Below are 25,601 nucleotides of genomic sequence, written 5' to 3'. Positions count from 1 at the left end.
TTTTGGTCGACTATTATTCTACAGGAGAACTCACTTGTTTTCTAATTTAAGCAAAGAAAAATAACGTTGGTGAATTCTCACCAACGTTATTTATTATAGAACCTTAATTTTAGCGGGCGGTTATTTTTTGTATTATCAAATTTTGTTTAACGTTTGATCATTCAAATTTATTTATAGGTATCTGAATAATTGATAGTCTATCTCATCAAAATCCTCAATAGGTACTTTTAAATCCCAGATCTTAATTTCTGATATCTCTTCATTAATTTTAAAGGGTTGAAGTTCATCCCGTTGCGTATAGTACACCGGATTAAATTTAATGGACTTATTCTTCAAATTCAAAGATTTAAGCAAACCTACAAAATTTATATTTGAAACAGTTTGACCTGTCTCTTCGTATAACTCTCTAATCGCACACTCTTTGGATGTCTCATTCGCCTCTTTTTTTCCAGCCGGGAGTTCCCATTGCTGACGGAACGTATTATATCTATTAAATATTTTCCAGAACACTTTACGACTGCATAAGAACCTGCAATCGGTACATACTGGTCCATCTGGCTTTCATCTATCTTTATAAAATCCAAATATTCAAACTGCTTACTTTTCTTTAAATTCATTTCTCTACTCGTCTTCCAAAAGTGCCAAAAACTCTCTTGTACGGGCTTCTTTAGGATTAGTCAGTACTTCTTCAGCTGGACCTTCTTCTAAAATATATCCTTCGTCCATGAATAATGCTCGGTTCGCGATGCGTCTAGCGAAGTGCATTTCATGGGTAACGATGACCATGGTTTGTCCTTCTTTTGCCAGATTTTCTATGACTTTGAGTACTTCTCTAACTAATTGAGGGTCTAGAGCAGAAGTAGGTTCATCAAATAATAATACCTCTGGGTGCATCATCAAAGAGCGCGCAATCGCAGCACGCTGTTGCTGCCCACCTGATAAAGCGTCTGGATATTTATCTTTATGTTCCACTAAGCCTACTTTTCGAAGGATTTCATTCGCTTCTTCCATCACTTCTTTTTTATCCCTTTTTTTCACTGTGAGCGGTGCTTCAATAATATTTTCCATCAATGTCATATGAGGGAACAAGTGAAATCCTTGAAAGACCATCCCTGAGTACTGCCTAATTTCTTCTATATCCTTTTTACTTAATTTCGTTTTCCCGAACTCAACTTGCTTTGAACCGATTTTCAATTTCCCTTCGTTCGGTTTTTCCAGTAAATTCAAGCATCTTAACAAAGTTGTCTTGCCAGAACCAGAAGCGCCTACCAGACAAACAACTTCTCCTTTATTTACATTGAAATTGATAGATTCTAAAACGGTTTGATCTCCAAATGTCTTTTTCAAATTTTCTACTGTAATCATTTCAAAGTTGCCCCCTTATCCTTTAGCTAAATAACGATTAAATCGTACTTCTAATTTGCTCTGAATCGTTCCAATCACTACACTGACTAACCAATAAATGATTGCAACGGTTATATACATGGTCATACTATCGTACGTTCTTCCTGCTATCAAGCGTCCGCTATAAAGTAGTTCCTGTACTGTGATAACCGATGCAAGGGAAGTCCCTTTTAACACATCCATAAAGATATTGAAAATAGGGGGTACCGCAATTCTAGTTGCTTGAGGAATCACAATTCTTCTCAAGGTTTGAAAATAGTTCATTTGTAGTGTTTCAGCTGCTTCCCATTGCCCTTTAGGTACAGAAGATATTGAAGATCTCACAACTTCAGCCAAATAAGCTGCAAAATTTAAACTCACCCCAACGATAGCGGCTACAATCGCACTTGAAAATTCTATTCCAATAACTGGTAGGCCATAATACAAAATAAAGACAAACACTAAAAGCGGTGTCCCTCTCATAAATGAAATATAAAACTTAGCTGGCAATCTAAATATGGCTAATTTCGACATTCTCGCAATTCCAACAACGATTCCAATCAAGAGTGCAAAAACCATACTAAAGCCGGCAATAATCATCGTGATACGCAATCCTTGAAGTAAAAAAGGAATCGAATCGATTGCTAAATCAAAATCGTAGAGATATTCCCATTTGATTTCTGAGAAAAATTCAAACATGTTGTGCTCCTTTCAATATCCAAACCAATAGAAAAGAACATACCAGAAGCTCCCATAGAGCTCCTCGTATGTCATTGACTGAATGTGATCTTACTCGCCTTCTAGACTAACCACTTCTGATTGATCAATTGGTTGTGTAGAATCTGCTCCTAAAAATTCTTCAGACAATTCTGCAAGTCTTCCACTTTCTCTAACGCTTTGTAAACCTTCTGACAGTTTATCTCTTAAAGCTAAATTACCTTTTAATACAGCTAAAGCACTTTCAGTTGGGTGATATTTGACATCTTCGGCAACAACTAAGCTGTCATCACCAAATGACTCAACGTTTTCTTGAAGGACTAAGCGGTCATTCAAGTATGCATCTTGATTGCCATTAACGATATCTCTTAAGATTGTATCTGTTCCACCGTCATAAGCCGTTCCATTAGCGCCAATGTTCTCAGCAAAAACCGCGTAATTACTTGTTAATGATCCTAATCCAATGTTACGTCCTTCTAAATCATAAGCAGAAGTGAATTCATCCAAGTCATCTGCACGAACGATTGCTGATCCATAAGAATATTTATGTGAGTCAACAAAATCAAAAATTTCCAAACGCTCTTCTGTGATGGCAAAATCGTTCGCTGCTACATTGATTTGCTCGTTGCGTAGTGCTGGTAACAATCCATCAAATTGCATAGTCTCGAATCTAATCTCTATGCCTAATTCATCTGTAATATCGCGAAGTAATTCTACTTCAAAACCTGTTAACTCGTTATTGTCATCCAAGTATGTGATGGGTGAATAAGTTCCGGAAGTTCCGACTACCAATTCTCCTGCTTCTTCAACGTCTGTCCATGAAGTATCTTCTTCTGTTGTTGCTTCTTCCGATTCGTTTGTTGCCGTGTCTTCTGTAGAATTGCAAGCTGCTAGTAATAGTCCTACCGTTAGTAATGAAGTGATTCCTAATTTTTTATTGAACATGATTTTTTTCTCCTCATCCTTTTGATTCATTTAAATTTGTTTATTTGAACACCGGTACGCTAATATAGCATTAATGCGTCTTAGTGTCACGCTTCTTAGCTTACTTTTTATTAGTCTTAAATCAATTTTAAAAATTTGTTCACTTATTGGACTACTCTTGAATATTTTATAAATAGGTAGAAAGATAGCCTGGTCAATAACAGTTAGTTTAATGCTGATTGGCCAGGCTTTTATCTTTTTGTTCTATCTAATCGATTTTTATACTATTATTCCGCTTGCTCCAAGTACTTAGACAAGTGATCTTGTACAAGATCTGCATTTGCTTCTAATTCATTTCCAGTATCTACTAAAGGCGTTACCGGAGAGAACGCTTTTTTCTTTTGTCCATCATAAGACTGGATAAAATCTTCTTGATTGATTGAGTTGACGATTGCTTTACGCAGGTCTACACTTTCAGCAGTTTTGCGATCTTCATTCATTGTATTAATGATCAAATAACTTACGGCGTTACTATCTCCCGTTTGTAATTCAAGATTTTCTTCGCCCTCAACAATTTCATATTGTGTTTCGCTCAATCCATAAAGCAAGTGAACTTCTCCACTTCTTAAAGCAGAAAGCGCGCTGTCCATGTCTCCGATGAAACGAACAGTGATGTTTTCGATATTGGCTGCATTCTCAGTATCTGTCATGTAGGCAGGGTTTTTCTGGAATGTTGCTTCGTAATCATTTTTAGCAATCATAATATATGGTCCACTAGCATAAAGGTGATTGTCGTAGGTATCCCCTTCTGTAACAGCACGTTGATCTCCATACGCAATATCGGTGTCTATATTATAGTTATCGATATCGTACGTATTGACGCTTTCAACTTGTTCTTCAGATACAATTCCAGCTGATTGGTGCGCTAAATAGTTCAATACTTGCGGGAAGGGTTCAGTTGTTGTCAATTTGACAACTTGGTAGTTACCTGTTGCACTATCTGCTTGTGTTTTGTCTGTTACCAAGCTATTGATTGGTGTATCTAATCCTGCTTCCAACGCTTCTTTAACTGTTGTGTTTCCATCTGCTAATTCTGCAGTTTCTAGTTCACTTAGGTCATCTACAACAGACACTTCGTTGATATATTCGTGTAAACTATATGTTCTTTGGTCTGGAACAGACTCTGGATCACTTGCGCGGTCTAGTGAGTAAACAACATCATCAGCTCCAACGCGTTCCCCGGTATCCACAGCTTGTCCGTCCTCAACACTTGCAAAATTGATATCATCTCTCAAGATGAAGTAATAATCAGAATTACCTTCTGCGATCGCGTGGTTGTAGCTTAGTGACGCATCAGACGTTACTTGATCATCTTCTGTAAGGTTTACTAAACGCACATACATGTTTGTGTTCAGTTGATTGATAGAAGAGTCATTTCCTTTAATCGGATCAAGTGAAGTCAAATCAGACTCCATTTGAGTCAATACGAGTGTTTCTGAATCATTCATTGCCTCATCATTGAACGAAACTGGATCCCAAGCAAACGCTCTAGATTTATATAAGTTTACTGAATCTGGATTGATCAAGTTTTTATCGAAAGCTTGTGCTTTTAGAGAATTATATAGACCAGCGATATAAGCATTTTCTGTCACAAGCTCGTTTTCAAGCTGATTATACGTCTCTGTATACTCGCCCTCTGTTTGTGCAGCAGCTTGGTCGATCAACGCATCAATTTCGGTATTCGGTTCAATGACACGACTATCTCCATCGCTAGAGAAGATTGAGCGAACAGCATAGTCTGGATTCCCGGTTACCGTTGTCCAGCTTGCAATAGATACATCGAAGTTTCCGGCGTCTCTTTGTGCTCTATAACTTGCATAATCCGGTTGTTGATTTACGTTGACTTCAAACCCATTTCTAGTTAACTGGTCGCGTAAGATATTCAAGTCCTTTTCGTCTGCAGCTGCACCGAGTAAGTCGATTTCTACTGTTTCTTGATTGTTATTTGCACTTCCGTTATTAGCTTGGTCTTCAGTTGTAATACTGTCGCAAGCTGCCAGAGCCAGTGTTCCTAATATCATAACGGTGCTGAATAATTTCTTTTTCATCTATTTTTCCTCTTTTCTACTTTTAATCTTTTTTTATTTATATTATGTTCATACCTTTTTAGCCATACTTAAGATAATCTTGGATCTGTAGCATCTCTTATACCATCTCCCAAAAAGTTGAAAGATAAAACAAGTGCAATAATAGCCAATCCAGGATAGATAGCTAGATAAGGTTTCGTCTCAAGATAAGAACTACCTGTCCGAAGAATATTTCCCCACTCTGGTATATAGTTTTCTACACCTAAGCCCAAATAACTCAAACTACTTGTCGCGATAATCGCTGATCCAATCGTTAATGTTGCACGGACGATCATCGGCGCCATAGAATTTGGAATCACGTGCTGACGAATAATATTGAAATTACGATTTCCAACGGCTCTAGAAGCCTCAACATATTCCAGATTTGTGACTTGAATAACATTTGCACGCATCGTTCTCGCATAACTTGGGATGTACCCTACACTTAAAGCGATGATCAGATTCGTTGTTGAAGCACCAAAAGCTGCAACAATCGTGATGGCTAAAAGAATTCCTGGAATAGCATACAAGATATCCAAAAACCGCATAATCAGATTATCTGTATGACGTCCATAATATCCAGAAATTGCCCCTAGAATTCCACCAAAGATAAACGGAATAAATGTAGCCAGTACACCGACTGCTAGAGAAATTCTAGCGCCAAAGATAATTCTAGAGAAAACGTCTCGACCAAAGTTATCTGTTCCAAAAGGATACGCAAGATTTGGTGATTGTAGAATCGCACTATAGTCATTTGTGACTGCAAATCGGTAGTTGAACGTCCACACACTACAGATGGATATCGCTATTAGAAACACAATAAAAAGCAGCCCTAGCATCGATGCCTGGTTTCTCAAAATCTTCTCACGAATCCCTTTTCGTTTCGTGATAGCTTTGTTCGCATCTTGAACCATCGAAACTGAAACGAGTAGAACGAAAAGGTTTCCTGTCAAAACCGTTAACGTAAACAATAGAAGAAACAGCTTTTTAAGTCCTGGTGATAAAGCACTCCATTTATCGTATCCAATGAGTACGATGACGTGGAAGACCAGGATGACTAACAATACAATCATAGCAGGTATAAAAGAATTGGTTACGTAAACTTTAAACAAATTTAATGCTGAAACGCCTATGACTAATAAATCTGTCAAAACCATATATACGGCATAGATATAACCAGGAGATACTTTCTTTTTGATCACATAAAGGGAAGAAAGTACTAAAAACAAATTGCCGATTGCTAGAGTGAGCGTTAAAAGTCCAGCAATAATCTGACTGGTCCGATTAATCACTAATGATTTTTTACTATCTTTTCTAATTTTTACAGTTAATAACGCTTGTACGATTGTAGCGAAGCCGTTTAATCCAGCAAGCAATAAAATAAAAGGCTGTACTGAAAATGTACTAAAATCCATCGCTGCAAATCCTAAAACCACTGTATATAGAAGAGAAAGACCTAATGAAAACTCTACTTGTTTGTAAACAAGTGTATCTTTGTATGACTTCAAAGTAATATTCTCCTCTCTTTAATAGCGTTTCAGATTTGTGCGGATTCTAGGATCGATAAATGCGTAGAGCATATCGATCACTACATTGACAACGGATAAAACAATCGCGATATAAATAACGCCACCGAGCACACTTGGGATATCCGGTATAAATTGGCGTTCTACAATATAACGTCCAATTCCGTTGATGTTAAAGACTTGCTCTGTAACTGCCGCACCTCCGAGTACACCACCAAACTGTAAACCAATAATGGTTACAATTGGAATTAACGCATTCGGCACCGCATGTTTCAAAATCACGCGACTATTCGATAGCCCTTTTGAACGAGCAGTCAAGATGTAATCTTCATTAATCACTTCTAGCGTGGATGATCGTGTCATCCTCGCGACTGAAGCCATCAACAATGTACCTAGAACAACCGCTGGCATAATCAGCGAAGCAAAGTTTTCTGTATTGAACGTTGCTGGTAACCACCCTAGATTAATAGAAAAGACGAGAATAAATACGAGCCCTTGCCAGAAACTTGGAATAGATAATCCAATTAATGCGATAAACATAAATACGTGATCGAACAGTGTATTTGCCTTAACGGCTGAGTAAATTCCTGCTGGTAAAGCAATAACCAGTGCAATAATCAGCGCAAAAACAGATAATTCGAGCGTAACCGGGAATCTTCTCATGATTGTTGAGACAACAGCTTGATTTCCAGAATATGCATTCCCGAGATCAAAACTGAAAACCCCTTTAATGGTTCGACCAAGTTGAAAGAGATAAGGATCATCAAGGCCGTACATACCACGAAAGTTATCTATCTGTGCCTGAGTAGCTGTTTCACCAATAATATTTCTAGCAGGATCGGATGGTGAAAAGTAGAGTAAGGTAAATACGATAACGGTAACCCCTAAAATAACAAACACCATCATCAGCAACCGTTCAAATAGATATTTCAAAAACGGAAAAGCATGTACAATCAATAGAGCATACATTGGGAACCCTAGTACAACAGACAACACAAAATATTTAGGGTCTAGTAGAAAGTGCACGGTCTGCGCTAAAAACGTCACTTTCTCTCTACCAGACTCTTGATAAATCTCATGAGCCTTCTGGTCTATAGCTTCTTGAAATTGTTTTGAAAAGACTTGCTCAACCTTTTTATCGGTTTCTTTTTCAGAAAGTTTTTTATTGAAAAACACCTGTTTACTTTGCTCTTGTTGCCTTAATCGATTTTTTAGTTCAACATCATACCCTTGTTGCACTAGTAGTTGCTCCGCTTCACTGCTGACTTTCCCATTTTGTTTTTTTATATATTTCTTATTTAGAAATACTAGTAAAACAACTAGCTGGAAAGGAAAAGCTAACAACAATAAACCGATTCGATAAATCCAGTTCATGTAAGCTTTCTCGTACTGTCGGGCTGTTTTTTGAAGAACACCCTTATCTTGTCTAATAATTGTTTCTGCTCCCACTTCGTTCCCTCCGTTCATCCCGTACATCTTTTGATTGACGCTTTAGACATAAAAAAAGCCCTTAAAAACAGAATAATTCTGAATTTAAGGGCAAAATAGTCGATTTTACGGTTCCACCTTAAAGAATTGTACAACTCTAAACCTAAAAATCTCGGCTTGGCTCTACAACATCTCATTCAGTACTCGGATAATGATCCTCTATACTGTAAAGCTATAACGGGCTTACCCGACACAATCTAATTCTTGAAACAAGAATTCAACAGTATGACTCCAAGACGCACTTCCAGACATTCCTCATTATCCCTTCTCAGCAAATAGGGACTCTCTTTGAAATCGCAATGATCTGTACTCTTCTTTTCTTAGTCTTTTAACTTATTTTTTCAAAGTAATATGATTGAACACAATATACCAAATTGCAAATACAACGTCAAGTCCTAAACGCTCATATTTTTCGAAACTATTGACAAACATGCTATAATCAAACTATTCTAGTCGAACTTTGAGGAGCGGAACTATGGAAAAACTGCTTGACGTAAAGGATTTATCTATTGTATTTGAGCAAGGGGATACTTCTAATGAAGTGGCTACTGATGTTCATTTCGAAGTTGCAAAAGGCGAAACATTAGGTATTGTAGGAGAATCTGGAAGTGGCAAAAGTGTCACTGCGCGTTCGATTATGCGCCTACTACCTCCAAATGCCCAAAATGGAGAAAACAGTAAAGTGGTTTTCATGGGTAAAGATTTAACTCAATTAACTGAAAAAGAAATGCGAAAAATACGTGGTAAAGATATTGGAATGATTTTTCAAGATCCAATGACATCGCTCAATCCGACCATGACCATCGGAGACCAAATAACGGAAAGCATCCGATTCCACCAGAAACTGAAGAAAAACGCTGCAAAAGATGAAGCGCTGAATATTATGAAACTTGTAGGCATCAAAGATGTTGATTTCAGGTACAAACAATACCCTCATGAATTCTCAGGTGGTATGCGTCAACGAATGATGATTGCTATTGCCTTAGCTTGTAATCCAGCTCTATTAATTGCTGATGAGCCAACAACCGCTTTAGATGTTACAATACAAGCCCAGATTTTAGAGTTACTAAAAGATATCCAGAAAAAATTTGGCACTTCTATCATTTTGATTACGCATGACTTTGGTGTCGTTGCTAATATGTGTGATCGCGTTATTGTGATGAAAGACGGAAAAGTGGTCGAAAGCGGCACAACTGCAGACGTATTCAAGCATCCAAGTCATCCATACACTAAACGATTACTGGATGCTGTACCCAATCTTCAGAATGAACAGAAAACAGTTTCCAATGCAAATCAATCTAAAAAACCGTTACTTTCTATCAAAAATTTACAAAAACATTTTGATATGGGTAAAGGCGCTACTTTGAAAGCTGTAGATGACATTACTTTTGATATTTATGAAAATGAAACACTCGGTTTAGTAGGGGAATCTGGTTCCGGAAAATCGACCACCGGCAAAACGATTCTTCGACTGCATGAAGCGACCGGTGGTGAAGTGATTTATGAAGGTTTTGATTTGAATCATCTAAATGCTCGCGAAATGAAAGATATGCGAAAGTATATGCAAGTGATCTTCCAAGATCCTTATGCTTCTCTAGACCCTCGTATGAAGGTTTTAGACATCATTGGGGAGTCTCTTGATGTTCATGGCTTAGCAGAAAATAAAAAAGCCCGTTACGATAGAGTCGTCGAACTATTGGAATTAGTTGGCCTGGAAGCGTCTTTTACGATGCGGTACCCACATGAGTTTTCAGGTGGTCAGCGTCAGCGTATTGGTATTGCGCGAGCTTTAGCTGTTAATCCGAAGTTTATCGTGTGCGATGAACCACTATCGGCATTGGATGCTTCTATTCAATCTCAAATCGTAGAACTACTAGAAGACCTTCAGAAAAAACTAGGGTTAACTTATTTGTTTATCGCTCATGACCTTTCTATGGTCAAGCGTATCAGCGATCGTGTAGCAGTTATGTATAACGGCCACTTAGTTGAATTGGCAGACTCTGAGGATCTATTTTCAAATCCTATCCACCCGTATACGAAAAAATTGTTAGCTGCAATTCCAGTTCCTGACCCAGCTTACGAAGCAACTCGTCAAAAATCAGTGGAAGAGTTTGACGCAGCTACCTATGACGCTTCGGCAACGACTTTCCAAGAAGTCTCAACAAGACACTGGGTAGCTATGCCCAATAAAGAAAATTAATAAAATAATTGTCTCATAATTATAAAAATAAAAGGTACTACGCCGATAGAATGCATCGGTGTAGTACCTTTTATTATTGAAGTTTATTCATATTACATAGTTTGTGTCCTTTTACCTTTGAAGATGAAGAGGATCAATGCGAAAATTATACTGATCCCCCCTAAGAGGTGATAGGAATTTTTAATCGATCCCGTTTGTGGAAGCCTTGTCTCTTTCGTTCGGTCTGTTTCCTTAATTTCCTCAATCATTTGACCTTTGCTTTCTAATTCAATCGATGTCGTCTGATCACTTTCATTTTTTACATTAGATTGAGTAGGCTGAACCGTTACTACTATAGACTCTCCGCGATTTTCGAGTTCATCTAATGCATACAATTCAATTTGTTCTCCCTCTTTGAGAGGACGTTCTAGAGAAATTTCAAATGGACTATTGACTATTGCACGACCAATTTCTTTTTGATCAATCATAGCGATAACTGTTGTATTCGTTTGTCCATTTCCTCTAATCCTTTTATCCCCTGCGTATATAGGTTCAATTACTGGTTTAGCAGGTAATGTGACGATTACAGTTTCTTCATTACTCGAAGGCTTCTCAGAATTTGCATCTTTTTCCTCTACTTGTTCCGGTTCTGGCAGATTTTCTTCTGGCAATGAAGGGCCTGTTTGATTTTCATTATCCCTTTCTAAATCACCAATACGATTCACGACAAAATCGTCTATTGATCCCCAGGCTCCTCCGTCAGCCAAAACGTTCATGCCTATAATCAGCGTACCATCCTCTACAGCAATTTCTTCTATTCTAGGATTAAGCCAGTTTGCCCATCCATTAACCCTAGTATTGACCTTAATCTCATCTGTACTTGTCTCTGCAAATAAATAGATTTCTGAATTGCGAGCATCTCCACCTTGAATATGAGCGGCTACCTCATAAATTCCTGGTTCTAAATTTTGAATAGTTTGTTGTAGTCTAAAGTTCACTTTTTCTGAAGAAAAAAAGTGTGCTGAGTAATTCCCAGATTTTGCATCTGAAGCATTGTTCTGAAACGTTACATGTTCTTGAACAGCTTCTGGATAGCTAATATGCCACATCGAGCGATCAGCTTCTTCGAAACTTGGATTTACCGTATAATTGACTGCTGTAATCGTAACAGTTGCGGTTGTTTTCGTACCATCTTCTAGCAGTCCATTGATTGAATAGACTCCGGTAGTTCCTACTACAGCTTTTTTCAAATCTTCTTGGTTCCAACTTACAGACTCTAAACCTTCTGTATTGTCGTTATATATCACAGTTACGTTTTCCGGAAGGCTGATGGGCTCTCCTAATAAAAACTCTAAGTTAACTGATTTGATATTTTCCACTTTCACTTCTGCTATTGCACCTGTATGGACATACTTAAAGGTATTGATGGAAGATAAAGGATGTCCGTTGAAGTCAAACAGCGCTTGATTATCGACTGCTGATCCGCCATACCATTCGCCAGCATCTTCTGGATCATATTCTGCCGCAAAGCTAGAAGCCCATCCTGATCCATAAGTCTCCCATAATTCACGGTTTTCTTCTATGTTTTCAGGTGGTCCCACAGGAAGCCATGCTGGTTCCCAATAGAAAACGCCAATTCCTTTTTCACCGACGTCAACAACTGATTGAATAACCTCTCTTAGAGAGCGTGCTTGGCCTTGAACAGTAAAAGGATAGTTTGTAACTAAGCCTTCTCCAGGTACAGTATTGGGATGGCCGTCACCATCTTTGTCAGTATAGGCATAAGATGTTTCAGCCACCATGACTTCTTTATCGTAGGTTTCTGCTACATTAGAAAGCACTGCCGTTAAATTATCTAAAGTCCCATGCCAGAAAGGATAGTAAGAACTTGCAAACACATCATAATCCACTTCGTTAGAACTTAATTCTCGTGCAATATTTTCATAACTTCCGACCCTTTCAGGATTTGTAAAATGAAGTGCGATTTTCATTTCAGGATCAATGGCTCTAATCGCCCTACTTCCAGCATTGAAAAGAATCGACATATATTGCCAAGTGTTTTCTCCAGCTATCGCGTTGTTGGTCTCATTACCAACTTGAACCATACCGATATCAATACCTTCATTTTTCATTTGAGTGATTGCGTCATAGGTAAAATCATAGATTGCTTGTTCTTTTTCTCCTAAATTGTATCCTTCCCACTCTTTTGGCGTTTGTTGTTTAGCTGGATCTGCCCAGAAATCTGAGTAGTGGAAATCCACTAAAACTTTCATCCCATTTTCCGTAGCTCGTTTACCAATTTCAATAGCTTTTTTTACATCGTTATTTCCGCCACCATAACTCATTCCCATAGAATCAAATGGATCATTCCATACTCGGACTCTAACATAATTAGTTCCTGATTCTTTAAACGTCTTGAATACATCTTGTTCTTGTCCATCTTGATTGTAAAATTTCACACCGTTTTGCTCTAAAGCTATTACACTTGAAATATCTACTCCGTGAATAAAGTCATCTGAGATTCCTTCTACTTTTTCAACAAAAATATCTGATACTATCGGCTGTTCTTCAGCACGAACGCTATTTGTTTGCAAAAACGCTACTGAGACACTTCCAATTAACATAAGTCTTTTCAACCAAGTAAGATTCATTTCTATTCTCCTTTACAGGTAATCGCTACCATTTTATAACAAAACAAAATAAGGTATTGAAATAATCCAACACCCTATTCTGTTATCCTTATTTCTACTAATTATTCTTATCTACTACACGTACTTCATAAGGTTTCAGTGATACATGACCACTCAACATTTCTCCCGTAAAGCTATCTTTGACGTCTTCCAAAATTTCAATTGCTTGCTCTTCTTCAGTAAAGTTCATGATAAATACGATAGAGCTTCCATCATCCAATAGTCTCCCTTGAACAGACACGCCAATACCATGCCCGACTTTCAAACCTGGAGACAGATCTAGCTTCTCAATTAGCTGATTATAAAAATCTCTGTTAAAGTCATCATCAGCTCTCGCTCCGATATAATAAGCTTCTCCGTCTTTATAAGTATTCAAAGTCACTGCGGCACTATCCGCGTAGAAATCTCTTTCATATCGAGCCAATACTTCTGCTTCTTTGACGTCAATAATCGTTGCGTAGTCACGAACCTTATATTGTTTGTTATTGAATGTCATTTCATTTGAATCACTTGCGTAGTAAGTATCTGTTTCAAGTGGTTCAATTCCGAACACTTCTTGAAGTTCTTTTTTCCACCCACCTAAATACGTTAGATCGTGTTCGTTGACTAATCCGGTAATGTAGCTTGAAACCAAGGTTCCACCATTCGCTACATATGATTTTAACCTTTGAACAGTCTCTTCGCTCATTAAATAAAGCATGGGCACAACAAGTAGTTTATACTCTTCAAATGTATTTTCTTTTGTGATGACATCCACAGGAATATCTTTTTCCCATAAAGCCTGGTAATGTTTTTGTAAGGTCTGTGGATATAATTTTGTCTGTAAACCAAACCCTTGCGTGTGCTCAAGCGCCCAATCACTATCCCAATCGTAAAGTATGCCGACTTCCGCAATTCTTTGTGATCCTACAACTTTTTCAGAAAGATTTTCCATCGCTTTTCCAAGTTTAGCAACTTCTTTGAATACTCTATTTTCTGTGGAACCATCATGGTCAACGACTGCACCATGGAATTTTTCTGAAGACCCACGAGATTTTCTCCACTGGAAATATAGATTACTATCAGATCCATGTGCAAGCATCTGCATAGCAGAAAGAAAATGCATACCCGGTCTTTTGGCTTTATTGAACTGATGCCAGTTCACATGGCTTGGGGTCGACTCCATTAGTAACCAAGGTTTCTGTTTCATACTCTTGAATGAGTCATTCATAAAACCAACTTTAGAAGCTAGTTCATAGGTTTTCTCATAATCATTATGCCATGCTGGATAAGCATCCCAGCTGATTACATCGACTTCTTTGGCAAATTTACTGTAATCCAACGCTCTAAATGGTGTGAAAGAAGGATTATCTGACATGAAATTCGTTGTAATCGGCACTTCTGGTGTCAATTCACGTAAAGGTTGGATCTCATCTTTATAGAAACTAATTGTCTGGTCTGTTACAAATCTTCTCCAGTCCAAATTCAATCCATGTACAGCATTTTCTCCGATTGGAGAAGGCGACTCAATTTGTTCCCAGTTTGTAAAAGTGTGACTCCAAAAAGGCCCCCACCATGATTGGTTTAATTTGTCTAAGTCGTTATTATATTGTACTTTTAACCAGTCTCTGAAAGCAGCCTGACATAGATCACAGTGACATTCCCCACCATATTCATTTGAAATATGCCACATCAATAAAGCGGAGCGTTTTCCGTATCTCTCAGCTAATTTCCGATTCATTTCTTGTGTTTTTTCTCGGTAGTATGGAGACGTAAAGCAGTGGTTATGTCGAGCACCGTGAAGTTGTTTCCTTCTTAGCGCGTCCACTCTTAGCACCTCAGGATACTTCTGGGACATCCAAGCGGGTCTTGCTCCACTTGGCGTCGCTAGAATCACATTTCCACCTATCGCTTCTATTCTATCAAATATGTCATCGAGCCAATCAAATGTATATCTACCTTCTTCTGGTTCTAAAGACGCCCAGGAGAACATTCCTATTGAGAAGGTATTTGTATGAGCTTGCTTCATTAACTTGAAATCTTGATCGATAATTCCAGGATAATCTAACCATTGGTCAGGATTGTAATCCCCACCGTGGAGTAATCTTGCTTCTTTAGTTACTTGGTGCTTCTTCATTTAAACTGTCCCTCTCTTTTCTGCTTTTAAATTAAAATCATTAATAGAATACTTTATCCTTTTGTTCCTCCAGCTGTCAGACCAGATACAAAGTGCTTTTGTAAAAACAAGAATGCGATAGCTACGGGTATACTGATTAATATAGCTCCCGCGGCAAATGTTGTGTAACTTGCTCCTTGACGTTGGTTGACCAGATTATAAAGTCCCAAAGGTAGCGTATACGTCTGAGGTGATCTCAAAATAGTTGATGAAAGAATGAAATCTCCTAGTGGTCCAGTAAAACTATTCATCGCCACTACAGCAAGCATCGGTCTAGCAAGTGGCATCAGAATTTGCCAGAATATACGCGTACTTCCTGCACCATCGATACGTGCACTTTCATCTAATTCAATTGGAATCGAATCAAAATATCCTTTCATCAAGTAGGTGTTCATTGGAATCTGCCCGCCTATATATAAAAGAATCAATAACCAGTGATTGTTCATCATTCCGAGCATCTGAGCTAGTACATATAGCGCAATTAACGCGGAAAACTGAGGAATCATTTGTAATAACAGGAATAAAACCAGTCCATTTTTTCTACCTTTGAATCTGAAACGAGAAAAGGCATAGGCCGTTAGGGATACACAAAACAATGTACCGACCATCGTAAATATACTTACTTTCATAGAATTAAAGTACCATTGAATATACTGGATACTATTATCTCCAGAAAATAATCTCTGGTAATGAAATAAGGTCGGATTATCCGGTATCATTTTCGTACTTACGAGACTGTTGCCCGGATTAAAACTAGCTCCGATTGTCCATAACAATGGATAAATAATCATAATCATAACGACAATCAAAAAACTATAGGTGAAGAATAATCGTGTTAACTTACTTTTTTTTGAAGAGATCATTTTAATTTACTCCTTTAAATGACTTTGTTCTTCTAAATTGCCATAGCGCAATCGAAATAACGAAAATAGACAATAGGATCGTTAATGCCGCTGCCAAAGCAAACTGACTCGATGACATAGTCAGAGAATAGATCCACGAGACTAATATATCTGTTCCTCCTGCATTGGAACCTGATACCGCTGGTCCACCGCCATTGAATAGATAAATGATATTGAAATTGTTAAAATTGAATGTATATTGAGTGATGATGATTGGTGAAATCGAAATAAAAATTAATGGTAAAGTGATGGTTTTAAACTTTTGAATAGCTGATGCACCATCAATAATAGCCGCTTCATACAAATCATCAGGAATGGATTGAAGTACGCCTGTCGTGACAATAAATACGTAAGGAAAACCTAACCAGCCTTGAATTCCGATCAATGCAACTCTTGACCAAAATGGATTTGTTAACCAAGGAATAGCTTCAATACCAAAGAACGAAAGCAAGCCGGTGTTGATTACACCAAAACTATCATTAAATAGTCCTGCAAAAATTAGGATAGTTACAAATCCTGGTACTGCCCACGGTAATACTAAAATAGTTCGGATCAGCTTTTTAAACTTAAGGTCTTTTTGATTCACTAAAACTGCTAAGAAAATTCCTATACTAACTTGCAGCGTTGTTGCCAATAATGTCCAGATGATTGTCCAACTAAGTACATCAAAAAATGTGGTTCTCCAAATATCTACTGTAAATATTTGAATAAATGTGTCGAAACCTACCCAGTTAATTAAATTAGCAGGAGGAGAATTATAAAGATTATAGTTTGTAAAAGCGATTGAGAAACTGAATAAAATTGGAAAAACAACTGAAAAGATCAGTAATAATAACGCCGGTCCACTAATTAAATACGGATAACCTTGATCTATTAAATTGAGATATTGTTCTTTTAAAGTGAATAAAGGTAATGACTCATCTCTTCTTTTTCCCACTCGGTATGCATCTCTGATGTTGAATCCATAGAAAGCTATACCAAACGCGACGACGATTACCGCTAAAATTCCCTGTGCTAATAGGAAAACAGAATTATCTCGAGGAACTTCTGTACCAAGTGTCACAATTCCCCATAAACCAATATTGAGTAAATCTGCAAAGACAAAGCCAAAAGCTATTGTCAGTACCAAAAATATAGCGCCTTTCAGCCATTGTCGATTGTAAAGTTGTCCCAATCCCGGAACGAGAGACAAAAGTGCTGCCTTATTTTTATGTTGCATGTTTCATGACCACCTTTTCCTTCTTCTTAACAGCAAAGGTATCTCCCTTAAGAGATACCTTTTACAAGCTCTATTAATTTCCGCTATGGTTTGCTTCTATCTGACTCTTGACTGACTCAACTGCCCCATCTAGTGCTGCTTTTGGTTCTTCAGAACCTGTCGCAATTGTTTGTAGTGCTGAATCTACAGGGGTCCATACTTCATTCATTTCTGGAATTCCTGGCATCAATTCTGCATATTGAGATTGCTCAGCTATTGCTTGTGCTGACTCACTTTCAGTAACGATTGGATCGTTAGCTAATGCTTCGATTGCAGGTACTTCCATTGTCTTTTCGTAACGAGTTAATTGATTTTCTTCGTTCGTCAACCATTCAACTAATTCTTGAGCAAGTTCAGGATACTGTGAGTAAGAGCTTACGTTGTAACTTTTAACGCCTACAAAAGAGCTCATCTGATCACCATTTCCTAATTTAGGAAGTGCCATTACACCGTAATCGATTCCAGCTTGTTCAAATGGTCCAAGGTTCCATGGTCCAGATATAACTGCTGCTGCTCTTCCTTCACTGAATAGGGAATCCAAAACGTTAATACCTTGTTCTCCGATAATCCCACTTGGAAAAAGACCTTCTGCATAAAATTTCTGAATATATTCAGCTGCTTCAACAGCACCATCATTGTTCAGACCTATGTCTGTCGTGTCGTAGTTACCGTCGTTATCCATACCGAAAACATAACCACCATAACCACCCATAATACTTTGCGCGTAATAAATTTGATCCCACAATGCTAGGAATCCATAGTCATCGCCTTCAGTAGCTTCTTTAGAGAATTCATACCATTCGTCCAGCGTTTCTGGTAGATTTTCTTCATCCACTAAGTCGCGGTTATAATATAAAATAGTCGTTTCAACTGCGTAAGGTAATCCATATACAACGCCATCTATTGTCTGAGACATCATAGCGGATTCTGTGTACATACTTGTAACTTCTTCATCGACATTCAGAGCTTGAATCAAGCCTTCTGTTACAGCAGTCCCAAGATTATCATGAGGCATGGCGAAAACATCTGGTCCTGTTCCGCCCGGACCATCTAGACGTAAGTCTTCAATATTATCTCCATAAGGTTTTTCCTGAATGTCTACCGTTACATTATGTTCTTCCTCGAAAGCTTTAATGGCTTCTTCCGTTCCTACCATTTTGTCAACATCTTCCCACATAACCAGTGTGGCACCGTCACTATTTTCTGGTTCTGCTGATGTATCACTACTAGATTCACTTGGCCCACATGCTGCAAGAAGGGAGCTGATGATCAAACCACTACTCAATAAGTAAAATTTATTTTTCATAAAGTTACATTCCTTTCATCTCTTAAATCGATTGTCATTTAATTTACCTCTAAAGTATATAAAACCGTTTACCATATGTAAACGGTTTTATTTTACTTTTTTAGTAAAACATTTTACCAGAATGCAATCATATGGTTGTTTTCCGGACAATTAAATCAGATTCTATAAATAATTTTTTCCTGAAGGTTCTTTCTTCGAGAATTTGTTCCGACAAAAGCTTCATCGCATTCGATACTAAGGCGTTTACATTTATACTAAAGGTTGTCAGCGGCGGAGTAACGAATTTAGCTAAGCTGATATCATTGATGCTAATGATGCTGACTCTTTTAGGCACAGCGTACCCCCGCTTGTTCAAAACTTGAAGACATCCTAAGGCTATAGCATCAGACGCAACAAAAAAAGCCGTTGGCATCTGATCATTCAGTTCAGAAATAGCCTGTTCCATTAGTTCGACACCCGTCTTGAATGTAAATCCGCGTTTGGTAAAAATATATCGTCTATTCAACAACTGAATTTCTTCCATTTTCGCTACAAACTCTTTTTCTCTAATATCGGGGTAATCTTTGTCTATATTTCTATCTACATAAGTCCCACCGACAAATCCAATCTTTTCGTGACCACTTTGAACAAAGTAATCAATCGCTCGGTCTGTTATTTCAAATAGATCAGGTCTAACAGAATCGTACTTAGTGGTTTCTGGAGAAGTATCGATGAACACACCATTTTGAGTGATCGACTTCAAACGGTCCAACTCTTCTTTTTTAAAATTTCCTACTGCTATAAACCCTTGAATCGATGATGGAACAATGTCTATCCCTTCTTCAATCGTATAACACGTAATTTCAATATTATATTTTTTTGCTTCTCTTTCGATTTCTTGTCTCATTTCTCCAAAATAGACATCCTCAAGCTCTGATTCTTGAGTCAACCAATAAAGAAATGCAATATTCAATAGCGGAAAATCAAAGGTTTTTTTCCGATAACCTAATTTTTTTGCAGATTCAATCACTCTTTTTCTAGTAGCTTCCATAACATTCAAGCTAGGATCATTGTTCAGTATCCTTGAAACCGTCGCTATAGATACTTTAGCATCTTCAGCCACTTTCTTTATCGTACTCATGTCTTCACCTTCTCAATCTATTTTACTTTATAACTTGTGATGAGAGTATATTATAAAAGACGCCTAATAGTCTATTGGTAATAATACTTCAATTCACTGATCATCTCATCAAGCAGCATTTCTTGGCAGGCTGGATTCCCTCTATCTTTCATTTCATCTTTTAAACAAGAAAAAATGTCCAACGAGTAGGTATCCAGTATCTCGAGGTCTTTGTCATTCAACTGTTTATCTTTAGACCTCGAAGCAAGATAGGATGGAATATCCATTTTCCAAGGCTGAGAGTTTTCTGGATACCGCATCAGTATGGTTTCCGCTCGCTTGATGCCTTCTGGGGTAATATCTCCACAATATCTAATATCGGTTTCTTCTTCAGCAAGACGATCCAACAGTTCCATTGTTGCCAGTGTCAGCTTCCCGTGCGTACAAATCATAGGGACATTTGGAACTTCATCTAGAATATTTGAAAATATGACCGGATTTTCAATCACCCATACAATTTGAGCTTCATGAGCTGGATAAGCAGCCACAATATTGATCAGCTCTCGTATCGGAGCGTTCATCACACTATGCAAGTGTGCGGCAGACTCCCACATAGGATGGTATCCTTCTATGGTTTCAGCATAAAGATTCACTAGAGTTGTATAGTTCGTCACATCATCTCTCAAGATATTGAACTTCAATAAAAGCTGGTTCACTTCTTCGCTGCTCCCAGGAATGGTGACCGGCTCTATCGCATGGTATCTTGCATCTTCAGCAAGCACGTGAAGTAAAAGCTTTCCAAGGGTTGAATGGCGTTCGAAAGCGTGTGGTTCTCCGACAACGATCTGACCAAACAACGCTAAACGGATCGGTCTTTCCGGTAATAGTCTAATGGCTTCAGAAAGATGCAGGACATGGTCTTCAAACACCTTTGGCGATTCAGAAATCAGCTGATAAATCCACTGGCTATCATAAGTTCCTCTTTTAAGGTAGTTGAACCAGTTTGTCAGTAGAGCGTATTCTTTTTCGAGATAATCGAGGAAATTCTTCATTTCCTGATGCGGCTGCTTTCCTTCTGTTTTTTTAATACTCAGTATATCTTGAAAATATTCTGTCAGAAACGCATCCAATGATAAAGATAAATCAAACTGTTCCTGCATTCTAGCTTCAAATAAATTTGTGTCAATTTTTGTCGTTTCATTTTCTGAATATAGGTTTGTTTTTAGAAATGTTTTAACAGGCTCAAGCTCTTCTTCTGTAAACTCTGAGATATCTACGGGTCCTAAAGATTGTTTTGCAGCGTCATATTCATTTTTGAACAACAAAAATAAATGAAAAAATATTTCATTTGATTTGAAGTAGGTTAAAGCTTTTTTTATAGATTCTGATCTATCCATGGGTCATTACTTCCTTTTTATTGAATTTATAAGTTTGATGAATAAACGATTGTTTTTAATAAGCTGATTTTTTCTCAAAACACTTTGTTTTCCTGATAAGGTCATTATAATAGAACGATAGGGCAATTCTTTAACAAAATATGACAGTTCCCGTTACAATTTGAAAAAACAGAGTGATTTCTCTCTAATATTGTAACACGTCTATGATAAGATATTTTTAATGATTTAAACGATTATCATGATAAATCGATGATTTAGATGACAAGATTCAAAGGAGATTGTTTAGTGAAAAAGCTTATACTTAAATTTGGTTCACTGTTTTTAGCATGTATGTTTATATTTGCACTGCTCGCTCCAACCTATTCCGTGTTTGCTCATGAAGAAACGGCTGACAGTGGCGAACTCGTTGATATTATCGTTCGTTATGAAGACACCGTTCCAGATGCTGAAACGCTTGATCCAAGCTATAAAAATGTGCGAACGCTCGACTTCCTACCGATTCAAACGATGACCGTTCCTGCTTCAGCAGTGAAAGAAATCAGCCAGCAAAAAGGCGTCCGACGAGTCAGTTATGATCAGGAAATGACAACTTCTGAAGATACGGAAGTTTCTAGTAGAGCCTTAACAGATAATGATTGGAATAATGAAATGGTCGGAGCTTTCGATGCTTGGGATGAAGGCATTACCGGAACAGGCATAAAAGTAGCGGTTATCGATACTGGATTTTACAATCATCCTGACATCACTTACTCTGGTGGATATAGTATCTTTGGAGAAGAAGATCCTTACACAAGTGATACCGATGGACACGGAACACACGTTGCGGGTATTATTGGCGCTTCTGCTCAGTCCCGTGTTCGTGGGATTGCCCCTGATGTTCAATTATACGGTATAAAGGTCTATTCTTCTAAAGAAGGAAACTCTACTTCAGCTAGTAACTTGTTAGCTGGAATTCAAGAAGCAGTGAAAATGGGTGTGGACATTATCAACATCAGCTCTGGATTTCAAAATCCGAATCAAGATATTCACGATGCGATTATTTCTGCCAAAAATGCAGGCATCCTTGTTGTTGCCGCAAGTGGAAACGGATCTTCTGGTATAGATTATCCTGCAGCTTACAAAGAAGTTGTTGCCGTTGCTAGTGTGGATAGAAATAGAACAATTGCTAGTGACTCTAAAATTTCACTTGAAAATGAGTTGGCTGCACCTGGCCTTTCTATTCATAGTTTAAACAATACCGGAAGTGGTTATGCCGAAAACTCTGGCACCTCCCAAGCAACACCGCATGTTACGGGAATTGCTGCTTTATTGATGCAAAAACAAGGCACTCGACAAGTTCGTTCATTGCTTCGAAGCAATGCTACCGACCTTGGTCCTGAAGGTAGAGATGACCGTTATGGATTTGGGCTAGTGCGTTATTCAAAAGAAGTCCCTATTGAGGAAGAACCAACTGAAGAAACCCCAGAGGAAACCGTCCCTGAAGAAACGGAACCGGTTGAAGAAATCCCTTCTGAAGAAGTTGAAGAGGAAGCTGACACAGAACAACCTCAAGAAGAAGTAGAGACACCTGCAGATTCACAGCAACCGAGCACTGGAACTGAAATAGAGACCCCTTCTGAATCTACAAATGTCCCTGAAGAAACTCCAGAAAACGAAGAGACTTCAGAGGAAGAACAATCTGTAGATATTTCTGAAAATGCTGTCTGGATTCGTCCGTCAGAAAGCAATGGATCAGCCTTGCTTTCTGAAGAAGACTTTGCGTCTGTTGCGGACAATGGCGTAATTGCTGTATCATTTGATGCTACGATGGAATCTATTGATCAACTTTCCTTAACGTCTGAACAAGTTCTTATGTTAAGAGAAAGAAACATCAGCATCTTGATTGCTAAATTGGATATGGAATGGCTCATTCCTTCAAGTAATTTCCAAGAAGGAGAAACGGTTTTAAGGTTCAGTAAAGATCTTTCACAAGAGGTTTCTAACATCGAAGAAGCTAAAAGCCCTCTTTATCAAATGAATATGACCGTAAATGGCGCAAGTATCACAGAATTCGAATCCGACATGACGTATCGCTTCTTTTCAGATGCTTCAGAAGAAAATCAAGATCACTTATATATCTGGAGTAACGATGAAGAAGAATGGATCATTCTAGATAGTACTTATAAAAATGGTGCTGTCGTTTCTAGTTTAAACGAAGTTGGAACGCTGGGTGTCTTCTCTCCTGCTGCTTTTGAAGAGACTGAAGACGCAGAGGAAGAAGATATTGAAGAAGAAACAGAAGTCGACGAGGAAGAAACAGACGAAGAAGCTGTAGTGTCTGAAGATACACCGGCCGACAATAATCAAAACACAGAAGAGACTGAAGACGCAGAAGCGAATCAAGCTGGCGTTTCTGATTCTGTAAACATCCCCAAGCCAGTTGTTATCATTAGCGTGGTGACCCTCGCATCATTTGGCGGAGGATTCTATTTCTTTGGCGGTAAACCAAAAATAAAATAGCTGAAATAAAGAATAGGAGAACCGAGCGATAGACTGCTCGGTTCTCCTATTCTTATAGTTAACTGAATCGATAAGACCCTCGACGTTTTTGCTTATTTCTAATGTAGTAAATGAGAGGATTTAAAATACTCAGAAATAGTATGGCTAAGTAAGTGTAAAAGCTGATAGAATCGCCTTCCAAGGAAAATCTATCTAGTAACTGATTTTCAATTACAAGCAGTACGCTAGCTATGACCAAATGAGTTACTGAAATCAACAAGATAGAGACCATGTTGATTTTGGAATCTCTTCCTTTGGGAATAAGAGAGACAATCAAAGTCAGCACCAGAAATCCTAGTAAAATATAAAAGATTGGACGAAATAGTGTAAAAGCTTCCATAGTTGCATTCAAGCTCCTTTCTCAGTAGTCTAAACTATATTTTACAGCGTACTGAGAACAAACACAATATCCGTTTGATGCTGAACAGATTACAATATACCTTCTAATATCCTAAACTCGTCCCTTTCGTCGGCTGGTGCCCTAAGTTCCAATTCTTAAACACTTCTGAAGGATGAATAATCGTGACTGGAATATCGCCTGTTGCTTGATCGGCATCTGTTTGATTGATATAAAAAGTACTCAAATAAACTGGCGATTCAGCTATAAATCCTAACGATTCAAACCGGTTATCCAATAGTCGGAACTGACTACCTGAAAGATGCGTTGGTTCGCTTGTATAAACGACCTCTCCTGTATAACGCCAAGCATATTTCTCTTCTTCTCCCATAGAAAAATAATGTTGCCGCCCAGTTGTTCCCAAATAGGTATACTCTATTTGTTCTTCTACTGGCTGTTCTCCATACATATCCAACTCTTGAAAACGATCCAGCAGGTTCATAGACTGATAACTTTTTACGAGTTCTGGACTTTCCAAGACTTCGTAACCCATTATTTCGTAACGGTCTCTAACCCCAGCATTGACTAGGCTAGATTGCTCTAGCCAGTGACGATAGCTTGTGTGCTGAAAGTATCCATATCCAATAGCGCCAACTGCAGAAAGCAAAACAATCGCCGCTCCTATTTTTCTATTCTTACTTTTTTTATCTGTATAGTAAAAAAGAAATACGATGACAATTAAAAGAACCATTAAAACAACAAGTAATACCGGCAAGATCATCGTGTAAAGCGTTTCTCCTTTTACCCAAAATTCATACATTTGTTTACCTTCTTTTTATTCAAATTTAACGCTGCAACCTCGTTACGATGTAATCCATTCTGTGAATGCCTCTGAAAACGGAAAAACTTCTGACGGAATCTCTTGTTCCGCTTGGTCAAACTCTTCTTGATTGATATAAATGGTTTCTAAATAATTCGGGGTGATCGGTGTGAATCCAAGTTGTTCAAATCGGTCATCATTCAATTCAAAAGAAATCCCTGTCATGTGAGTATTCTCTTCTGTAAACTCGACGTCCCCTGTATACCAGAAGGCATACCGTTCGTCGCCACCCAGCGAAAAGTAATGACGGTTGTCTCTTAAGCCTAAGTAGCGATTCGACAGTTCCCTGCTCTCTTCACGAACACGATACATATCTAGCTGGCTATATTGTTCTCTTAAATCAATTCTCTGATAAGCTAAAGCCATCTTGGGATCTTCTAGTACAACGCTTCCCATAATTTCTCTCTGATTTCGAACACCGGGGTTGATATAAGCCGACTGCTCGATCCAATGTTGGTACTTTATGTGTTGCCAGACAGAAAAGACTAAGCTCCCTACAAAAATGGTCAAAAATAAACTTCCCATGATCTTTCTCTTTTTGCTATGTTTGGTCGTATAGTAAAAGATAAAGAGACCCACAATCAGGACTATAAAAAAAATAATGGCTACAATCGGCAACACTGTTCCATAAAAATATTCTGCTTGCTTCCAGAACTCGTACATTTGTTTCTCCCCCTTATGACCTTCTGATTCCCT

Annotated in this window: 19 protein-coding genes and 1 other annotated feature; of the genes, 2 read left to right on the top strand and 17 right to left on the bottom strand. The window is 38.1% G+C overall.

What is annotated here, in order from left to right; genetic code table 11:
• Positions 1-171: 171 nt before the first annotated feature.
• The 7 genes from ACFP65_RS01465 to ACFP65_RS01435 all read right to left on the bottom strand — a co-directional run bounded on the left by ACFP65_RS01465 (position 172) and on the right by ACFP65_RS01435 (position 8,125).
• The gene (locus tag ACFP65_RS01465) at positions 172-510 is read right to left on the bottom strand and encodes an NUDIX hydrolase (protein ID WP_379915223.1); all 339 of its coding nucleotides are present in this window, start codon (positions 508-510) and stop codon (positions 172-174) included.
• A gap of 111 nt (positions 511-621) precedes the next feature.
• The gene (locus tag ACFP65_RS01460) at positions 622-1,365 is read right to left on the bottom strand and encodes an amino acid ABC transporter ATP-binding protein (protein ID WP_225743022.1); all 744 of its coding nucleotides are present in this window, start codon (positions 1,363-1,365) and stop codon (positions 622-624) included.
• A 15-nt stretch (positions 1,366-1,380) separates the two neighbouring features.
• Positions 1,381-2,082 carry an amino acid ABC transporter permease gene (locus ACFP65_RS01455; protein ID WP_379915221.1) on the bottom strand — a complete coding sequence of 234 codons (702 nt, stop codon included), beginning with the start codon at positions 2,080-2,082 and terminating at the stop codon, positions 1,381-1,383.
• A gap of 90 nt (positions 2,083-2,172) precedes the next feature.
• On the bottom strand, positions 2,173-3,045 hold the full coding sequence (locus ACFP65_RS01450) for a transporter substrate-binding domain-containing protein (protein WP_379915219.1): 873 nt from the start codon (positions 3,043-3,045) through the stop codon (positions 2,173-2,175).
• A gap of 266 nt (positions 3,046-3,311) precedes the next feature.
• Positions 3,312-5,132 (bottom strand): ABC transporter substrate-binding protein, encoded by a 1,821-nt coding sequence (locus tag ACFP65_RS01445; protein WP_379915218.1) that lies wholly within the window; start codon positions 5,130-5,132, stop codon positions 3,312-3,314.
• Positions 5,133-5,200: 68 nt separating this feature from the next.
• On the bottom strand, positions 5,201-6,658 hold the full coding sequence (locus ACFP65_RS01440) for an ABC transporter permease (RefSeq protein WP_379915216.1): 1,458 nt from the start codon (positions 6,656-6,658) through the stop codon (positions 5,201-5,203).
• A gap of 18 nt (positions 6,659-6,676) precedes the next feature.
• The gene (locus tag ACFP65_RS01435) at positions 6,677-8,125 is read right to left on the bottom strand and encodes an ABC transporter permease (RefSeq protein ID WP_379915214.1); all 1,449 of its coding nucleotides are present in this window, start codon (positions 8,123-8,125) and stop codon (positions 6,677-6,679) included.
• Between the two features lie 83 nt (positions 8,126-8,208).
• Positions 8,209-8,495, bottom strand: a binding site (T-box leader).
• Positions 8,496-8,639: 144 nt separating this feature from the next.
• Here ACFP65_RS01435 and ACFP65_RS01430 point away from each other — a divergent pair.
• Entirely contained in the window at positions 8,640-10,364 is a 1,725-nt protein-coding gene (locus tag ACFP65_RS01430; RefSeq protein WP_379915212.1) for an ABC transporter ATP-binding protein, read from the top strand.
• A gap of 92 nt (positions 10,365-10,456) precedes the next feature.
• Here the strand turns inward: ACFP65_RS01430 and ACFP65_RS01425 are convergent, their stop codons facing one another.
• The 7 genes from ACFP65_RS01425 to ACFP65_RS01395 form a co-directional block, all read right to left on the bottom strand.
• Entirely contained in the window at positions 10,457-12,994 is a 2,538-nt protein-coding gene (locus tag ACFP65_RS01425) for a glycosyl hydrolase 53 family protein (protein ID WP_379915210.1), read from the bottom strand.
• A 97-nt stretch (positions 12,995-13,091) separates the two neighbouring features.
• The gene (locus ACFP65_RS01420) at positions 13,092-15,149 is read right to left on the bottom strand and encodes a beta-galactosidase (RefSeq protein WP_379915208.1); all 2,058 of its coding nucleotides are present in this window, start codon (positions 15,147-15,149) and stop codon (positions 13,092-13,094) included.
• A gap of 53 nt (positions 15,150-15,202) precedes the next feature.
• Entirely contained in the window at positions 15,203-16,057 is an 855-nt protein-coding gene (locus ACFP65_RS01415) for a sugar ABC transporter permease (RefSeq protein ID WP_305067558.1), read from the bottom strand.
• Positions 16,053-17,309, bottom strand: coding sequence for a sugar ABC transporter permease (locus tag ACFP65_RS01410; protein ID WP_379915206.1), 1,257 nt, complete (start codon positions 17,307-17,309; stop codon positions 16,053-16,055). Before ACFP65_RS01410 ends, ACFP65_RS01415 begins: the two co-directional genes overlap by 5 nt.
• A gap of 73 nt (positions 17,310-17,382) precedes the next feature.
• On the bottom strand, positions 17,383-18,654 hold the full coding sequence (locus ACFP65_RS01405) for a sugar ABC transporter substrate-binding protein (protein WP_379915204.1): 1,272 nt from the start codon (positions 18,652-18,654) through the stop codon (positions 17,383-17,385).
• Positions 18,655-18,781: 127 nt separating this feature from the next.
• Positions 18,782-19,774: a LacI family DNA-binding transcriptional regulator gene (locus tag ACFP65_RS01400; protein WP_379915202.1), complete on the bottom strand. Its 993-nt coding sequence runs from the start codon at positions 19,772-19,774 to the stop codon at positions 18,782-18,784.
• 71 nt (positions 19,775-19,845) lie between these two features.
• A complete protein-coding gene (locus ACFP65_RS01395) occupies positions 19,846-21,150 on the bottom strand; it encodes a TIGR02679 domain-containing protein (protein ID WP_379915200.1) in 1,305 nt (434 codons plus the stop codon).
• Between the two features lie 285 nt (positions 21,151-21,435).
• On the opposite strand from ACFP65_RS01395, the gene ACFP65_RS01390 reads away from it, so the two are divergent.
• Positions 21,436-23,649, top strand: coding sequence for a S8 family peptidase (locus ACFP65_RS01390; protein WP_379915198.1), 2,214 nt, complete (start codon positions 21,436-21,438; stop codon positions 23,647-23,649).
• A 58-nt stretch (positions 23,650-23,707) separates the two neighbouring features.
• Here ACFP65_RS01390 and ACFP65_RS01385 read toward each other — a convergent pair whose 3' ends face one another.
• The 3 genes from ACFP65_RS01385 to ACFP65_RS01375 all read right to left on the bottom strand — a co-directional run bounded on the left by ACFP65_RS01385 (position 23,708) and on the right by ACFP65_RS01375 (position 25,568).
• A complete protein-coding gene (locus tag ACFP65_RS01385) occupies positions 23,708-24,028 on the bottom strand; it encodes a hypothetical protein (protein WP_225743008.1) in 321 nt (106 codons plus the stop codon).
• Positions 24,029-24,131: 103 nt separating this feature from the next.
• Entirely contained in the window at positions 24,132-24,845 is a 714-nt protein-coding gene (locus ACFP65_RS01380) for a hypothetical protein (RefSeq protein ID WP_379915196.1), read from the bottom strand.
• Positions 24,846-24,887: 42 nt separating this feature from the next.
• A complete protein-coding gene (locus ACFP65_RS01375; RefSeq protein ID WP_379915194.1) occupies positions 24,888-25,568 on the bottom strand; it encodes a hypothetical protein in 681 nt (226 codons plus the stop codon).
• Positions 25,569-25,601: the final 33 nt, after the last annotated feature.

Origin of the sequence: Marinilactibacillus sp. GCM10026970 (genome assembly GCF_042660675.1) — a bacterium.
GTDB lineage: Bacteria > Bacillota > Bacilli > Lactobacillales > Carnobacteriaceae_A > Marinilactibacillus.
This window is presented reverse-complemented; position numbering and strand designations above follow the sequence as displayed.

Excerpts from the sequence above, each read along its gene's own strand:
- ACFP65_RS01460 (WP_225743022.1), bottom strand. The coding sequence starts at position 1,365 with ATGATTACAGTAGAAAATTTGAAAAAGACATTTGGAGATCAAACCGTT.
- ACFP65_RS01455 (WP_379915221.1), bottom strand. The coding sequence starts at position 2,082 with ATGTTTGAATTTTTCTCAGAAATCAAATGGGAATATCTCTACGATTTT.
- ACFP65_RS01450 (WP_379915219.1), bottom strand. The coding sequence starts at position 3,045 with ATGTTCAATAAAAAATTAGGAATCACTTCATTACTAACGGTAGGACTA.
- ACFP65_RS01445 (WP_379915218.1), bottom strand. The coding sequence starts at position 5,132 with ATGAAAAAGAAATTATTCAGCACCGTTATGATATTAGGAACACTGGCT.
- ACFP65_RS01430 (WP_379915212.1), top strand. The coding sequence starts at position 8,640 with ATGGAAAAACTGCTTGACGTAAAGGATTTATCTATTGTATTTGAGCAA.
- ACFP65_RS01425 (WP_379915210.1), bottom strand. The coding sequence starts at position 12,994 with ATGAATCTTACTTGGTTGAAAAGACTTATGTTAATTGGAAGTGTCTCA.
- ACFP65_RS01420 (WP_379915208.1), bottom strand. The coding sequence starts at position 15,149 with ATGAAGAAGCACCAAGTAACTAAAGAAGCAAGATTACTCCACGGTGGG.
- ACFP65_RS01410 (WP_379915206.1), bottom strand. The coding sequence starts at position 17,309 with ATGCAACATAAAAATAAGGCAGCACTTTTGTCTCTCGTTCCGGGATTG.
- ACFP65_RS01405 (WP_379915204.1), bottom strand. The coding sequence starts at position 18,654 with ATGAAAAATAAATTTTACTTATTGAGTAGTGGTTTGATCATCAGCTCC.
- ACFP65_RS01400 (WP_379915202.1), bottom strand. The coding sequence starts at position 19,774 with ATGAGTACGATAAAGAAAGTGGCTGAAGATGCTAAAGTATCTATAGCG.
- ACFP65_RS01395 (WP_379915200.1), bottom strand. The coding sequence starts at position 21,150 with ATGGATAGATCAGAATCTATAAAAAAAGCTTTAACCTACTTCAAATCA.
- ACFP65_RS01385 (WP_225743008.1), bottom strand. The coding sequence starts at position 24,028 with ATGGAAGCTTTTACACTATTTCGTCCAATCTTTTATATTTTACTAGGA.
- ACFP65_RS01380 (WP_379915196.1), bottom strand. The coding sequence starts at position 24,845 with ATGTATGAATTTTGGGTAAAAGGAGAAACGCTTTACACGATGATCTTG.
- ACFP65_RS01375 (WP_379915194.1), bottom strand. The coding sequence starts at position 25,568 with ATGTACGAGTTCTGGAAGCAAGCAGAATATTTTTATGGAACAGTGTTG.